Origin of the sequence: Nocardia yamanashiensis (assembly GCF_021183565.1) — a bacterium.
GTDB lineage: Bacteria > Actinomycetota > Actinomycetes > Mycobacteriales > Mycobacteriaceae > Nocardia > Nocardia yamanashiensis.
This window is the reverse complement of the sequence record NZ_CP089226.1, coordinates 4,548,722-4,563,213: the sequence shown is the minus strand read 5'-3', so window position 1 is coordinate 4,563,213 and position 14,492 is coordinate 4,548,722. Positions and strand designations below refer to the sequence as shown.

Here is a 14,492-nt window from a genome sequence, read left to right as displayed (position 1 = left end):
GCGGCGGCCGACCAAAAAGACTGATCAGTCCGCTTCGTGATCCAGCAGCCACCGCTTGGCGGGCAACCCCCAGCGGAAGCCGCCCAGGGTGCCGTCGGTGCGCAGCACTCGATGGCAGGGGACGAACAGGGCGGCGGCATTGCGGGCACACGCATTGGCGGCGGCCCGGGTCGCGGCGGGGCGGCCCGAGAGGCCGGCGTACTCGGTATAGGTGACGGGGGCGCCGGCCGGGATCTTGCGCAGCACCTCCCAGGCGTGCACCAGGAACGGCCCGGACTGCTGCCGCACGGTGACGCCGTCGATGGCGGCCAGATCACCGGAATGGTAGTCGCGCACCGCTTTCGACACCGCGCCGAGCGAATCCCGTTGCCGCAGTATGGCGGGACGCAGGGTGGGGTGGATCAGATCGCGCAGGTTCTCGGCATCGGCCGTCCAGCCGGAGGCGAGCACCGCGCCGTCGGCGTCCACCAGCGCGGTGAACGGGCCGATGGGGGTGTCGGCGATGGCGAAATCGGCGGTGGGGGTGCGGGATTCGAGGATCATCAGGGGGTGGTTCTCGCTTTCCGGGCGCCGTTCGCGCCATCGGGGGCGGGGGTGGGATGAGCCAGGGCGTGCTTCCACATGTGCATGGACAGATACGAGCGCCAGGGGGCCCAGCGCGCCGTATCGGCGAGATCGATGCCGAGCAGGGCGGCGCCGCGCCGCACGATCAGGTCGGTGTGCAGCAGGATGTCCGGATCGGCGAGCAATCGCATGGTCACGTAGTCGGCGGTCCACGGCCCGACGCCGTCCAGGGCGAGCAGGTCGCGCCGCAATTCCGCGGGGGTGCGGGCGGAGTGCAGTACCAGCTCGCCATTGGCCAGGGCCCGCGCCACGCCGACGATCGCCTCGACGCGGCGGGAGGGCCCGGTCAGCACCTCGGCCCCGTGCTCGGCGATGGCGGCGGCGGTGGGGAACAGATGCGGGATCGGTCCCGGAATGGATTCGCCGAGCTGCTGCACCAGCCGTGCGGTATGGGTATTGGCCGCCGCCACCGAGATCTGCTGTCCGATCATGGTGCGCAGCAGCAGTTCCGAGCCGTCCAGACTGCCCGGCACCCGGATGCCCGGCGGCAGTACCAGGCCGTTGCGGGTGATGGCGGGGTCCGCGTGCACCTCGCCGAACGGCCGCACCTCGCCCCCGGACATGCCCGCGGCCAGCGCTTCGTCGATGCCGATCGGGTCGGCGTCCAGATCCAGGAAATGCCGTAGTCGCGCCACCGTGGGCGCGAGATCGCGCATGTCCTGTAGCGCCAGCGAGGCGCGCACATGCCCGGGCTGCACCGATAGTCGAATCGTGGTGTGCCCGTGCGGGGTTCGCAGACTACGCGTGTACCGCCCGTCCTCGAAGGTCTCCAGCCCCGGCACGGTGTGCGCCGCCAGGAACCATTCCAGCCAGGTCTTGTCCAGGGGTTCCCGGTACGGCAGCCGCAGCGTGAGCAGCCCGTTGCTGGTCGGCAGGGTATCGCCGTTGCGCCGCCGCGATTCCTCGCGCAGCGTGGTCGGGCTGACCGCGAACACCTCCCGCACGGTGTCGTTGAACTGCCGGATGCTGGCGAAACCCGCCGCGAAGGCGATATCGGACATGGGCAGCCGGGTGGTCTGGATCAGCAGGCGTGCGGTGTGCGCCCGGTGCGCCCGCGCCAGGGCCAGCGGCCCCGCCCCGAGTTCCCCGGTGAGCACCCGGGTGAGCTGGCGCTGGGAGTAGCCGAGGGCGTCGGCCAGCGCGGGCACCCCACCGCGTTCGATCACCCCATCGGCGATCAACCGCATGGCCCGCGACGCCAGGTCGGCGCGGGTGTTCCAGAGCGGCGAACCGGGCGCCGCGTCGGGCAGGCAGCGCCGGCAGGCCCGGAACCCGGACTGCTGGGCGGCGGCGGCCGTGGGCAGGAAGGTGACGTTGGCCCGTTTCGGGGTGATGGCAGGACACGAAGGGCGGCAATAGATTCCGGTAGTGCGGACCGCCGTGAAGAATTGCCCGTCGAACCGGGCATCCCGGGTTGCCACGGCACGGTAGCAACGCTCGAAATCCAGATCGTTCGCACTCACGGGTTCCACAATGTCAGCCCCGACGAACCGGTGCTAGCGGATATCCGCCATCACATGGCGGAAATCCGACTCCGCCGCCTCTCCGCGCCTTCTGCCGACCGGTGGGGCGGTGCTCCGGTCCGTCGCGGACCGGCGGCCGCGCGGGACGGATTCTGGGCGTCCCCGGTGAGTTACCCGGATCCTCACGAGATCAGTTGTCACGTTCGGAATCCTCAGCAGCAGCGGTTTCCTGGGTTACGTGTGGCCGCTTCGTGCCGATCGCGCCAATATTGGCGTTCGGAGGGGATCTCGCAGCCGGGGTGGTGCAGGCGCTGGTGCTGTACGTAGCGCTGGTAGTCGTTGCCGCCGAGGATCGAGTTGAACCACCAGGCAAAGGCTTTGAGAGCCCGGAGAACGGCGCGCCCCGCCGCCCGCAGGGGTCCTGCGGAGGGCGGGGCGGTCGTTTCACTCATGACTGTCAATCTACCGCGATGCGGGTCAATGCACTGCGGCGCCGGGTGCTCTGACCTTGCCTTCGGCGATCAGGGCGTCCCATTCCTTCTGCACTTCCTTCTCGGCCGGAGTCGCCAGGAACGAGCTCGGCCCGAAGATCTTCGACGGCTCCTCCGGCGTCTCGGTGGTCTCGCCGCCGCCATTGCGAATGGCCTTGAGCACCACCAGCAACCCGACGATCGCCACGATCAGCACCAGCACCGCGAACACGATCGACAGCGTGCCCTGGATGAAGGTATTGCGGACCACCTTGTCCATATCGTCCATGGTCTTGGCGGGCGCGAGGATCTTCCCGGCGTCGCGGGCCACGCTGTAGTTGTGGTGCTGGGTCCAGTAACCGATGTTCTTGTCCCCGGAGAAGATCTTCTGCCAGGACGCGGTCATGGTCACGATGAGGTCCCACACCAGCGGAATCGCCGGAATCCACGCCCATTTCAGCAGGCCCTTCTTCACCACGATCACCAGCACCACGGTCAATGCCACGGCCGCCAGCAGCTGGTTGGAGATGCCGAACAGCGGATACAGCGTGTAGATGCCGCCCAGCGGATCGGTCACGCCCATGAGCAGCACCGAACCCCAGGCCAGCACCACGATGCCGGAGCACACGAACACGCCCGGCCACCACGACGGATCCTTGAACTTCTTGGCCCCGGGCAGGTTGCCGAGGGAATCGGAGAGCATGAACCGCGCGACGCGGGTGCCGGCGTCGATGGTGGTGAGGATGAACAGCGCCTCGAACATGATGGCGAAGTGGTACCAGAACGCCTTCATGCTGGTGCCGCCGATGAACTTGTGCATGACCTCGGACATGCCGACCGCGAGGGTGGGCGCGCCGCCGGTGCGGGACACGATCGACTTCTCGCCGATGTCCGCGGCCGTCTGGTTCAGCTGGGCCGCGGTGATCGGATCACCCTTCAGTCCAAGGCTGTTCACGTAGGTCGCGGCCTTGTCGGCGGTGCCGCCGGTGAGGCCCGCACCGGCGTTCATGGCGAAGTACAGGTGCTGGTCGATGATGCTCGCGGTGATCATGGCCATGACCGCCACGAACGATTCCATGAGCATGCCGCCGTAGCCGATCATGCGGGCCTGCGACTGCTTCTCGAGCAGCTTCGGCGTGGTGCCCGAGGACACCAGCGCGTGGAATCCGGACAGCGCGCCGCACGCGATGGTGATGAACAGGAACGGGAACAGGCTGCCCGCGAAGGACGGGCCCTTGCTGTTGGACGCGAACTCCGACACCGCGGGGGCCTTGAGCACCGGCATGGTGACGACCACGCCGACCGCCAGCAGGGTGATGGTGCCGATCTTCATGAAGGTCGACAGGTAGTCGCGCGGGGCGAGCAGCAGCCACACCGGCAGCACCGAGGCGATGAAGCCGTAGATGATCAGGCCCCAGGCGATGGTGGTGCCCGACAGCGTGAACCAGTCCTGGCCCCAAGCGGATTCGGCCACCCAGTTACCGGAGATGATGGCCAGCAGCAGGAGCAGGAAGCCGATGATCGACACCTCGCCGACCTTGCCCGGGCGGAAGAAGCGCAGGTACAAGCCCATGAACAGGGCGATCGGAATGGTCATGCTGATGGAGAACACGCCCCACGGGCTGCCGCCGTGCAGCTGCCCGTCCGCGCCCTTGGTGGCGGCCAGGGCATTGACGACGACGATGCCGAGCACGGCCAGCAGGATCATCATGATGACCAGCACGGCCACGATGGCGGCGATGCCGCCGACCACGCCCAGTTCGTCGCGGGCCATCTGACCCAGCGAACGGCCGCGGCGTTTCACCGACGCCCACAGCACCAGGTAGTCCTGGACCGCGCCCGCCAGCACCACGCCGACGATGATCCAGATGGTGCCGGGCAGATAGCCCATCTGCGCCGCGAGGACCGGGCCGACCAGCGGGCCCGCGCCGGCGATGGCGGCGAAGTGGTGCCCGAACAGCACCCGCCGGTCCATCGGCATGTAGTCCTTGCCGTTCTCCATGGCCTCGGCCGGAGTGGCGACGTCGTCGCTCGGCTTGGTGATCTTCCATTCGATGAGCCGGGCGTAGAACTGGAACGCCAGTACGTAGGTACAGACGGCCGCCACCACGATCCAGACGGCGTTCACGTTCTCACCGCGGACGAATCCGACGATGGCCCAGGCGATGGCGCCGAGGACGGCGACGGCGAGGAAGATGCCCTTCTTCGCCGCCGACAAGGGGGTCCGATCGACCACGCCTACCGGGGGTAGGTCGGGGTCCGTCCGGAGGTATTCGATGGTCGCCATGCGACTGACCCTCCCGTGCGGTACTGCGGTTTCCAGCTGAAATGAGGACAAACGTAGCTGAAGAGACACAGGCGCGGACCAGCTTTCGCCAGTCGTTCACCTGTAGACATACCGGCGGGTACGGGTGGCCCGGCGGACGCTACGCCGGAAGAAGCAAGGGTGGTGCGGTCCGGTTTTCTGGTTCCCGCGACTTCGCGTGTTTTCCGCGCGTCGCAGGTAGCTACCCGTATGCTGCCATGCTGGTCTGAGATCTGCGCCACCCCGGTCACATATATATCTTTTCCGCGCGCCGACCTCGGGCTCTGATCAGCTGGAACCGCCGCGTGACCGGAGGAGACCCGCGATGCCGATGCCGTTCGACCGCCGCACACTGCTCCGGTCGGCGGCGGCCGGGGCGGTGCTCGCCGCGGCCGGCTGCGGCGGGGGCGACGAGGACGCGGTCACCTTCTTCTTCCAGGCGCGGCCCGAGGAGGCGCGGACCCGGCTGCGCATCATCGAGGAGTTTCAGCGGCGGCGGCCGGACATCAAGATCCGGACCATCATGTCGGGGCCGGATCCGTTGCAGCAGATGCTGACCTACTGCGCGGGCGGGAAATGCCCGGACGTGCTGATGGCGTGGGAACTGTTGTACGCGGGGCTGGCCGATCGCGGGGTGCTGGTGGATCTGCGGGAGTTCTTGGACCGGGATCCGGGGTACCGCGAGCGGTTGTGGGCGGACGGGTATCCGACCTTGCGGGACACCTTCGTGTGGAACGGCGGGCAGTACGCGCTGCCCGAGCAGTGGTCGGGGGTGTTCCTCTACTACAACCGGAAGCTGTTCGACGAGGCCGGGATTCGGGCGCCCGCGCGGTGGTCGCAGGCATGGAGTTTCGGGGACTTCCTGGCCGCCGCCCGCGCGCTGACCCGGCGGGACGCGGACGGGCGCACCCGGCAGTGGGGGTTCGTCGACGCCTGGGTGCCGTACTTCTCGGCGGCCTGCTTCGGGATGAACAATGGCGCGGAATGGTTCAGTCCGGCGGTGCGGCCCGCGCGCACCAATCTCGGGGATCCGCGGTTCGCGGCGGGCCTGCAGTTCTACGCGGATCTGGCGGTGCGGCACCGGGTCGCGCCGAGTGTGGGTGACCGGCAGTCGGTTTCGGCGCAGGACCTGTTCCGGAGCGGGAAGGCCGCCATGCTGCTGGGCGGGCATTGGCTGTATTCGGAATTCACCGGGCGGGACGAGCTGGATTTCGATGTGACGGTGCTGCCGGTGGGGCCGGACGGGGGACCGGGGGCGGTGACGGATGTGGGGAGTACGGGGCTGGCCATCGCGGCTGCCAGTCCGCGGCGGGAACAGGCTTGGGAATTCGTGAAGTTCGCGACCGGGCCGGAGGGACAGGCGATCATCGCGGAGTCCGGGTTGTTCGTGCCGGTGCTGGAATCCGCCATGCGCTCACCGGGATTCGCGGCGGCGCATCGGGGGATTCGCAATCTCGACGTGTTCACCGAGGGGCCCGCGCATTCGCGGGGGATGGCGGTGACGCCGCTGTGGGGCAAGGTGGAATCGCTGCTGGAGCGCGGCTGTAATCGGGTGTTGCGCGGTGCGGCGCAAGCGGATTCGCTGGGCGGGCAGACCACCGCCGATATCGACGAGCTGTTGCGGACGGCGGTATGAGCGAGCGGTCGGCGCTGGCGCGGCGGCGGGCGCGGGCGGGGGCGGTGTTCATCGCGCCGAATCTGGCTGCGGTGCTGGTGTTTCTGCTGTTCCCACTGGGGTTTTCGCTGTATCTGAGCTTTCATTCGTGGGATCTGTTCAGTCCGCCGCGGTTCGTCGGGGTGGACAACTATCGGCGCTTGCTTGGTTCGGATCCGCTGTTCTATATCGCGCTGCGCAATACCGCTGTGTTCACGCTGTTCACGTTGCTGCCGACCGTGGTGATCAGTCTGGCGGTGGCGGGGCTGCTGAATCGGAAACTGAAGGGGATAGGGATCTTTCGAACCATCGCCTTCCTGCCGCTGGTGGCGTCCACGGTGGCGATGGCGGTGGTCTTCCGGTTCCTGTTCGCCAGCGACGATGGCTTGGCCAACCTGCTGCTCGGCTGGGCCGGGCTCGGGCCGGTGCCGTGGTTGACCGATCCGGACTGGGCGCTGGTCTCGCTCAGCCTGGTGACGGTGTGGAAGAGCGTTCCGTTCGCCACCGTCATTCTGCTCGCCGCCATGCAGGGTATTCCCGAAAACCTTTACGAAGCAGCCGAAATAGACGGTGCGGGGCCGCTCCGCCGGTTCGTGTCCATCACGGTGCCGCTGATTCGCGGGGCGCTCTCGTTCGTCTTCGTCATCACCATAATCAATTCCGTCCAGGCGTTCGATCAGGCGTACGCCCTGACCGGCGGCAACGGCGGGCCCGAGACCGGCACCTACGTTCTCGGAATCATGCTGTTCCAGAACGCCTTCCGCTTCTATGAGGTCGGCTACGCCTCCGCTCTGGCCTGGGTGATCTTCGCGATCCTGCTGCTGCTCACCCTGATCCAGTTGCGGCTGTCCCGCCGCGCCGAGGCGGAGCAGTGAACCGGCGGCTGATCCAGGGGCTGCTGGTCTATCTGGCGCTCATAGTCGTCGCCTGGTGCGCGCTCACTCCCATGCTGTGGGCGCTGTCCGGTTCCCTGAAATCCGAAGGCGCCCTGAGCGATCCGTCCCCGCTCCCATCCTCACCCCAATGGTCCAACTACGGCGAAGTCTTCGCCCAGATGCCGGTCGCCCGCATGTTCCTCAACACCGTCGTCTACGCCGCCTGCGTCACCGCCGGTCAGGTCTTCTTCTGCTCCCTGGCCGGCTATGCCTTCGCCCGCCTGCGTTTCCCCGGCCGCGAAGCCCTCTTCCTCGGCTACCTCGCCACCCTCATGGTCCCGCTCACCGTCACCGTCATCCCCCAATTCCTGCTCATGCGCGCCCTCGGCTGGATGGACACCCCCTGGGCCATGATCGTCCCCGGCCTGTTCGGCAGCGCCTTCGGCACCTACCTCATGCGCCAGTTCTTCCGCACCCTCCCGATCGAATTGGAAGAAGCCGCCATCCTCGACGGCTGCACCCCCTGGCAGATCTACTGGCGCGTCCTGCTCCCGCACACCCGCCCCGCCCTCATGGTCCTGGCGGTCCTCACCTGGATCACCGTCTGGAACGACTTCCTCTGGCCCCTGATCATGATCCAGCGCAACGAATACGCCACCGTCACCCTCGGCCTGGTCCGCCTGCAAGGCCAATACACCACCGACTGGCCCCTCCTCATGGCCGCCGCGACGCTACTGCTCCTGCCCCTGCTGCTCCTCTACGCCGTCACCCAGCGCGCCTTCGTGCGCGGCATCGCCATGAGCGGGCTCGGGGGTCGCTGAGGTGTACCGCCGGGCCAGGGTGCGGATGTGCGCCACGAGTTCGGGTGGGCCGTCCACGCGGAAGTCCATCATCAGCATGCTCAGGTAGATGGCGATGGTCTCCAAGGTGTCGGCGCCGGTCAGCAGGAGGCAGGAGTGGGCGTCCAGGGGTTCGACGACGCCGACGGTCGGGTTGATGCGGGCGATGACGGTTTCGGCGGGGGCGAGGACGGTGACGCGGGCGTGGACTTTCCAACCGGCGGTGGCTATTTCGCGGAGGACGAAGGCGACCAGGTTCTCCTCGGGGAGGGGGCGGGGCGCGAAATATCTTCCGGCTGAACCGACTTCGCTGAGGTTTGCGACGGGGAGGGCCTGCCAGGTGTGGGTGTCGAGGGCGTAGGCGACCAGGAACCAGCGGCGTTGCCAGGAGATGAGGCGATACGGCTCCAACTCGTGGGCGTCGGCGGTGATGGTGGTGGTGCCGCGGATGGCGGAGGCGATGGTGGCCAGGGTTTCGGCGGGGACGGGGGCCTCGGGTTCGCGGGAGCCGGTGACGGCGGGGCCGACGTCGGTGCTGGTGCGCAGCGCGGTGACCTTGCGTTGCAGGCGTTTCGGCAGGATGCGCTGGAGTTTGGCGAGGGCGCGGGTGAGGCTGGCGTCGATATCGGCGATGCCGGTGCTGCCGTTCTCGGCCAGGCCCATGGCCACCGCCACCGCGACCGCTTCGTCGTCGTCGAGCAGCAGGGGCGGCATGGTGGCGCCCTGGCCCAGCCGGTAGCCGCCGATGGGACCGCGGGCGGCGGCCACCGGATAGCCGAGTTCGCGCAGGCGGGCGATGTCCTGGCGCAGGGTGCGATCGGTGACGGCGAGGCGTTCGGCCAGGTCACGGCCGGTGTGGGTGCCGTTCTGCAGGAGCGACAGCAGGCGCAGCAGGCGGGTTGTGGTGGAGGTCACATTCGATCTTTCCCGGGCTGGTTTTATTAGGAAGAAAACCAGCCTAATCGGGCCATACCTTTATCTCAACGGATCGAAACCACCTGAAAGGCAAGAACAATGAGCGAGAACCAGCAGACCGCCACCCCCGCCGACCTCCTCGCCCCGGTGTGGCGCACCGTGCTCGCCGATTCGCACCGCGCGCTCGCCGACGTGGTCGCCGGGGTCGAGGATGACCAGTTCGAGCTGGCCACCCCGTGCTCGGAATGGTCGGTCACCAAGGTCATCCAGCACGCCGCCGGCGACCAGCTGGCCTACGCCAAGGTGCTCGGCATCGGCGACGGCCCGGCCTACAACCCCTTCGACCCCTCCGGCAGCCTCGACGGCACCGCCGCCGCGCTGGTCGCCGATGCCATCGAGCAGACCGCCGCGGCCTGGGCGACCGTCTCCGACGACACCGCGACCGTGCCCACCCCGCTGCCCTTCGGCGACCTGCCGACCCCGGTCGCCGCCGTATTCTGCGCGCTCGACGCGGCCGTGCACGCCTGGGATATCGCCATCGCCACCGGGCAGCCGTCGCCGCTGACCGAGGAGCTGTCCGGGCATCTGCTCACCGCCTCGCGGGGGCTGGTGGAACCGTTGCGGGACTACGGCGTCTACGCGGCCGTCATCGAAACCGATTCCGCGAGCGCCACTCCCGTCACCGACGAACTGCTGGGTTACCTGGGGCGCGACCCGCGGGCGTGAACCGGTGCCCACCGGCGAATTTCCGGGAGTGGGAATTGCATGCTCACGCATGGAGTTGCGGATGTGCGGACCGTCGCGAGGCGGTCCGCACACTGCTGAAGGGAACCATCCGTGCGTGTCGTCACCGCCGTAGCCGCGATACTCGTCGCTTTCCTGGGCTTCGCCGCGCCCGCTCAGGCCGCGCCGAACGCGTTACCCGGCTGGGAAGCGGTGTGGGCGACCGCGATGCACACGCCGAACGTGAGCTTCGCTCCGAACTGGTCGCAGGCCGGATTCGCCGATCAGTCCGTGCGGCAGGTGATTCGGGTCAGCGACGGGGGATCGGCGCTGCGGGTCCGGCTGTCCAATGCTTACGGCACGCAGCCGCTGGAGGTGAGCGGGGCGACCATCGCGCGGACCGCCGCCGGAGCTGGTGTCGTTCCGGATTCGGTGCGGCCCTTGACTTCCGGGCTGAGCGGATCGTTCCGCATCGCGCCCGGAGCGGAACTCGCCACCGATCCGGTGCTGCTGCCGGTGTCGCCGCTCGAATCCCTCACCATCACACTGTATTTCGCTGCCCCGACCGGTCCGGCGACGTATCACGCACAAGCGCTGGGCAGCAGCTATCTCGCCGCGGGTGACCATCGCGCCGATATCGCCGGCGATGCGTTCGGCGAGACCAGCACCTCGTTCTATTACCTGTCCGCCGTGGAGACCGCCGACCTCGTCCCGCATCGGGCGGGCGTGGCGCTGTTCGGGGATTCCATTACCGACGGCTACGGCGCCACCAACGACGGGCGCAATACCTACCCCGACGAGGTCGCCGAACGGCTTGCGGCGCAAGGACAATCGCGTGCCGTGCTGAACCTCGGGATCGGCGGCAATCGCGTGACCGTCGATTCGGCGTGGATGGGGGAGAGCGCTCTGCACCGCTTCCAGCGCGATGTGGTGGGGCAGCCCGGTATCGGCACCGTGGTGGTCCTCGAAGGCATCAACGACATCGGTCTCAGCGGCGGCGGCATCCCCCTGGGCGCACCGTTCCCGGTGGTATCGGCACAGCAGCTGATCGACGGCCACCGCGCGCTCATCGCGCAGGCGCACGCGGCCGGGCTGCGGGTGATCGGCGCGACCCTGTTGCCGTTCGGCGGCTCCGATTACTACACCGCCGACCGGGAAGCCGTTCGCGCACAGGTGAACGCGTGGATCCGCACCTCCGGTGAATACGACGCTGTGGTCGACCTGGACACCACCCTCGCCGATCCCGCCGACCGCGCCCGGCTGCTGCCCGGCTACGACGTCGGCGATCATCTGCACCCGAGCGACGCCGGGTACGCGGCCTTGGCGGACGCCGTGGTGGCGGCGCTCTGACCGGATAGGCGGCGCAGGTCCTGCGCCACCGCACGGGGCGTGGTGGCCCGGTGGCGGACGACCCGGCTGGACTGACGCCGCCCGGATCGTCCGCCCCGGATGTCCGCAGGTAAACTCTCGTTCTCGTGAGTCTCACCCTCGGAATCGTCGGCCTGCCCAATGTCGGAAAGTCCACGCTGTTCAATGCGCTGACCCGCAACGACGTGCTGGCCGCGAACTACCCGTTCGCCACCATCGAGCCGAATACCGGTGTGGTGCCGCTGCCGGATCCGAGGCTCGCCAAGCTCGCCGAGATCTTCGGCTCCGAGCGCCAGCTGCCCGCCGTGGTGACCTTCGTCGATATCGCGGGCATCGTGAAGGGCGCGTCCGAGGGCGAGGGCCTGGGCAACAAGTTCCTCGCCAATATTCGCGAGGCCGACGCCATCTGCCAGGTCGTGCGGGTGTTCGCCGATGACGATGTGGTGCACGTGGACGGCAAGGTCGATCCGCTGGCCGATATCGAGGTCATCGAGACCGAGCTGATCCTGGCCGATATGCAGACCCTGGAGAAGGCGGTCGTCCGCCTCGAGAAGGAAGCCCGCATCAAGAAGGACCGCAAGCCGGTCGCCGATGCCGCCAAGCAGGCCCAGGAGATCCTGAACTCCGGCCGCACCCTTTTCGCCGCCCAGAAGGAACTGGACGTAGAGCTCCTCAAGGAACTCTCCCTCCTCACCATCAAGCCGTTCCTCTACGTCTTCAACGCCGACGAAGCCGTCCTCACCGACGAGGCCAAGAAGGCCGAACTCAAGGCCGCCGTCGCCCCCGCCGACGCCGTCTTCCTGGACGCCAAGATCGAATCCGAACTCATCGAACTCGACGACGAATCGGCCCTCGAACTCCTCGAGTCCATCGGCCAATCCGAACCCGGCCTGCACGCCCTCGCCCGCGCCGGCTTCCACACCCTCGGCCTCCAGACCTACCTCACCGCCGGCCCCAAAGAATCCCGCGCCTGGACCATCCACCAGGGCGACACCGCCCCCAAAGCCGCCGGCGTCATCCACACCGACTTCGAACGCGGCTTCATCAAGGCCGAAATCGTAGCCTTCGACGACCTGGTAGCCGCCGGCTCCATGGCCGCCGCCAAAGCCGCCGGCAAGGTCCGCATGGAAGGCAAGGACTACGTCATGGCCGACGGCGACGTAGTCGAATTCCGCTTCAACGTCTAACGGCCGGAAGAACTTTCGGCAACCGATCGGAGCACGTCGATCTCCCCACCCGGCCTGGCCGGGTCGAAGCCGTGCTCCGACAGCCAGCGGACACCCCGCAGGCTGCGTAGCGACCACCTGCCTCGGATCGGAGTCGGATCGGGGCCAGCGCCATCGCCTGGAGTTCGGTGTCGGCTCGCGCCTGATCGGCGTCGATCTTCAGGAACATCTCGCCGAATCGCAGTGTCGCGCGTTCGCGGTGGGATTCAGTCGAAGGCGGCCAGGCCGGGGCCGGTGAGGTTGGTCAGGGCGATGGGGCGGCCGGAGATGGCTAGGAGTAGGTCGAGGGTGGGGCCTTGGAGGTGGGGGCCTGAGCCTAGGGAGAGGTTGGAATCTGTTGCGGTCAGGTGGATTTGGGTGAGTAGTTCCTTTGCGCCGCCGAAGGCTGCGGGGGTTCGGGTTTGGAGGAGTAGGGCGCGGGTTACGGCTTCTCGGGGGTAGGTGCGGGTCAGGTTGAGGGGGCGGCGGATGTCTTCGCCGTGGACTATTTCTTCGACGAGGCGGCTGTCCAGCGGGGCCGGTGGGGTGGAGGTTCGGGTGGCCGAATCGCGTAGGCGTTGGAGGGTTTCGGTGGGGGTGGGGGCGCGGTGGCGGAGCATGCCTCGGGTGTTCTGGCGGTCGAAGTCGAAGCGGGCCAGGGCCAGGGCCGTGATGAAGCCGAGGCGGGTGGTGCGGTGGGTGTCTACCAGGTGGGCGGCTACGTCGTGGATTGTCCATTCGGCGCAGAGGGAGGGGTGTTGCCATTGGGCGTCGGTCAGGTGGGAGAGGTCTTCGATCAGGGCGGCGCGTTCTTGGTGGACCAGTTTCCAGACGGCGTCGGGCATGCGATCTCCTTTGTCGGCTATCGGCTTCGACGGGGCTCGGCGGTGGAAATCATCGGCGGGGCGCGGTCGGGCGGGTCAGGAGTCGGTGGCCAGGCCGGTGATGAGTTGTTCGATTACCGCGTGGATGACGGGGGTTTCGGCGGTGGGGTCCGCGCAGTTGGCCAGGTATTGGGCGGCTTCGTCGAGAGAGCCGACGATCAGGAGGGCCAGGGGGCGGACCGGCTGAGGGCGGATGCGGTCCGCGGTGATCGCCTCGGCGAGGGCGTTCTCGACGAGGCCGATGGTGTGGCGGAGTTCTATTTCACGCCAGCGCGACCAGCCGAGGACGGCGGGGGCGTCGAGGAGGGCGATGCGGCGGACCTCGGGGGTGGTGGAGGCATCGAGCCAGGCCAGGCAGCCGACAATGAGATTGGCAATGGGGTCGGGGGAGTAGGCGTTGCGGACCGCGGTGCCGATCACGGTGACCAGGGATTGTTCGAGGTCCTCGAAGACGGCTTCGAAGAGTTCACGCTTGTCGGCGAACTGATGGTAGAGGGCGCCGCGGCTGACGCCCGCCGATTCGGCTACCGCGATGGTGCTGACGGCGTTGTAGCCGTTCTGGCCGAACAGGTTCCGGGCCGCGCGAATCACCGCGGCGCGAGTGGTGGCGGAGCGTTCGGCTTGGGTGCGGCGGTCGGCGTTCATGGCGAGATCGAAGTGTAGGGGAGGGCCGGAAGTTTCCGGATTCGAGGCGGATTCGCCGGGGCGGTGGGTACCCTGAAGCCTATTACATACAGACACACTGTTTGTTTCTTGTGAAGGATTCTGATCATGTCGGATGCCATCAGAGACCTGTTCGAGCGGTATCACGCCTGCTGGGCGGATCGTGACCCGGAACGGATCGCCGCCATGCACACGCCGGATTCGATCTTCCATCTGCATTCGGGCCGCGAGCCCGCGCGCGGCCGGGAGGCGATTCGCGCGGCCGCCGCGGAGAACTTCGCGCTGGTGCCGGATCTGACCTTCAATTTGGTGAATCTCCGTGTGGGAGACGACTTCTGGGCGGTGCAGTGGAAACTGTCGGGAACCTCGATCACCGGTAGCCCGGTCGATATCGACATCGCGGACATGGTGCTGGTGCGCGACGGCGCGGTATCGGAGAAACACACCTACATCGATGGCGTGGCCATGCAGGCGGCGCTGTCCGCGCCCGCCGATATCGCCTGA

General features: G+C 67.8%; 14 protein-coding genes. 7 read left to right on the top strand and 7 right to left on the bottom strand.

Translation table 11 applies throughout. The features are described 5' to 3' along the window. Window positions 1-24: 24 nt before the first annotated feature. From LTV02_RS21580 to LTV02_RS21565, 4 genes are all read right to left on the bottom strand, one after another. Entirely contained in the window at window positions 25-543 is a 519-nt protein-coding gene (locus LTV02_RS21580; protein ID WP_233033303.1) for a methylated-DNA--[protein]-cysteine S-methyltransferase, read from the bottom strand. After that, window positions 543-2,087, bottom strand: coding sequence for a DNA-3-methyladenine glycosylase 2 family protein (locus LTV02_RS21575; protein ID WP_233033301.1), 1,545 nt, complete (start codon window positions 2,085-2,087; stop codon window positions 543-545). Before LTV02_RS21575 ends, LTV02_RS21580 begins: the two co-directional genes overlap by 1 nt. A gap of 212 nt (window positions 2,088-2,299) precedes the next feature. Continuing rightward, the gene (locus tag LTV02_RS21570) at window positions 2,300-2,539 is read right to left on the bottom strand and encodes a YbdD/YjiX family protein (protein WP_233033299.1); all 240 of its coding nucleotides are present in this window, start codon (window positions 2,537-2,539) and stop codon (window positions 2,300-2,302) included. 25 nt (window positions 2,540-2,564) lie between these two features. Then, a complete protein-coding gene (locus tag LTV02_RS21565; RefSeq protein WP_067721809.1) occupies window positions 2,565-4,844 on the bottom strand; it encodes a carbon starvation CstA family protein in 2,280 nt (759 codons plus the stop codon). Window positions 4,845-5,187: 343 nt separating this feature from the next. On the opposite strand from LTV02_RS21565, the gene LTV02_RS21560 reads away from it, so the two are divergent. From LTV02_RS21560 to LTV02_RS21550, 3 genes are read left to right on the top strand one after another with little or no spacing between them, the layout of a single operon-like run. After that, window positions 5,188-6,498, top strand: coding sequence for an ABC transporter substrate-binding protein (locus tag LTV02_RS21560; RefSeq protein WP_233033297.1), 1,311 nt, complete (start codon window positions 5,188-5,190; stop codon window positions 6,496-6,498). 14 nt (window positions 6,499-6,512) lie between these two features. Beyond that, window positions 6,513-7,391: a carbohydrate ABC transporter permease gene (locus tag LTV02_RS21555; protein WP_233041655.1), complete on the top strand. Its 879-nt coding sequence runs from the start codon at window positions 6,513-6,515 to the stop codon at window positions 7,389-7,391. Continuing rightward, complete coding sequence (locus LTV02_RS21550) at window positions 7,388-8,212, top strand: carbohydrate ABC transporter permease (protein ID WP_233033295.1); 825 nt, start codon at window positions 7,388-7,390, stop codon at window positions 8,210-8,212. Before LTV02_RS21555 ends, LTV02_RS21550 begins: the two co-directional genes overlap by 4 nt. On the opposite strand, the gene LTV02_RS39295 is transcribed toward LTV02_RS21550, so the two are convergent. Then, window positions 8,123-9,145 carry a helix-turn-helix transcriptional regulator gene (locus LTV02_RS39295; protein WP_269821545.1) on the bottom strand — a complete coding sequence of 341 codons (1,023 nt, stop codon included), beginning with the start codon at window positions 9,143-9,145 and terminating at the stop codon, window positions 8,123-8,125. The two genes, LTV02_RS21550 and LTV02_RS39295, sit on opposite strands and share 90 nt — an antisense overlap. Window positions 9,146-9,244: 99 nt before the next feature. Here LTV02_RS39295 and LTV02_RS21535 point away from each other — a divergent pair, with 99 nt between their 5' ends. From LTV02_RS21535 to ychF, 3 genes are all read left to right on the top strand, one after another. Then, a complete protein-coding gene (locus LTV02_RS21535) occupies window positions 9,245-9,871 on the top strand; it encodes a TIGR03086 family metal-binding protein (RefSeq protein WP_233033293.1) in 627 nt (208 codons plus the stop codon). A gap of 111 nt (window positions 9,872-9,982) precedes the next feature. Beyond that, a complete protein-coding gene (locus tag LTV02_RS21530) occupies window positions 9,983-11,218 on the top strand; it encodes an SGNH/GDSL hydrolase family protein (RefSeq protein WP_233033292.1) in 1,236 nt (411 codons plus the stop codon). A gap of 125 nt (window positions 11,219-11,343) precedes the next feature. After that, window positions 11,344-12,423, top strand: coding sequence for a redox-regulated ATPase YchF (gene ychF / locus LTV02_RS21525; RefSeq protein ID WP_067721798.1), 1,080 nt, complete (start codon window positions 11,344-11,346; stop codon window positions 12,421-12,423). A gap of 245 nt (window positions 12,424-12,668) precedes the next feature. On the opposite strand, the gene LTV02_RS21520 is transcribed toward ychF, so the two are convergent. Both LTV02_RS21520 and LTV02_RS21515 read right to left on the bottom strand, forming a co-directional pair. Further along, on the bottom strand, window positions 12,669-13,286 hold the full coding sequence (locus LTV02_RS21520; protein WP_233033291.1) for a maleylpyruvate isomerase family mycothiol-dependent enzyme: 618 nt from the start codon (window positions 13,284-13,286) through the stop codon (window positions 12,669-12,671). A 75-nt stretch (window positions 13,287-13,361) separates the two neighbouring features. After that, window positions 13,362-13,970 (bottom strand): TetR/AcrR family transcriptional regulator, encoded by a 609-nt coding sequence (locus LTV02_RS21515; RefSeq protein ID WP_233033290.1) that lies wholly within the window; start codon window positions 13,968-13,970, stop codon window positions 13,362-13,364. 126 nt (window positions 13,971-14,096) lie between these two features. On the opposite strand from LTV02_RS21515, the gene LTV02_RS21510 reads away from it, so the two are divergent. Then, window positions 14,097-14,492 carry a nuclear transport factor 2 family protein gene (locus LTV02_RS21510; protein ID WP_233033289.1) on the top strand — a complete coding sequence of 132 codons (396 nt, stop codon included), beginning with the start codon at window positions 14,097-14,099 and terminating at the stop codon, window positions 14,490-14,492.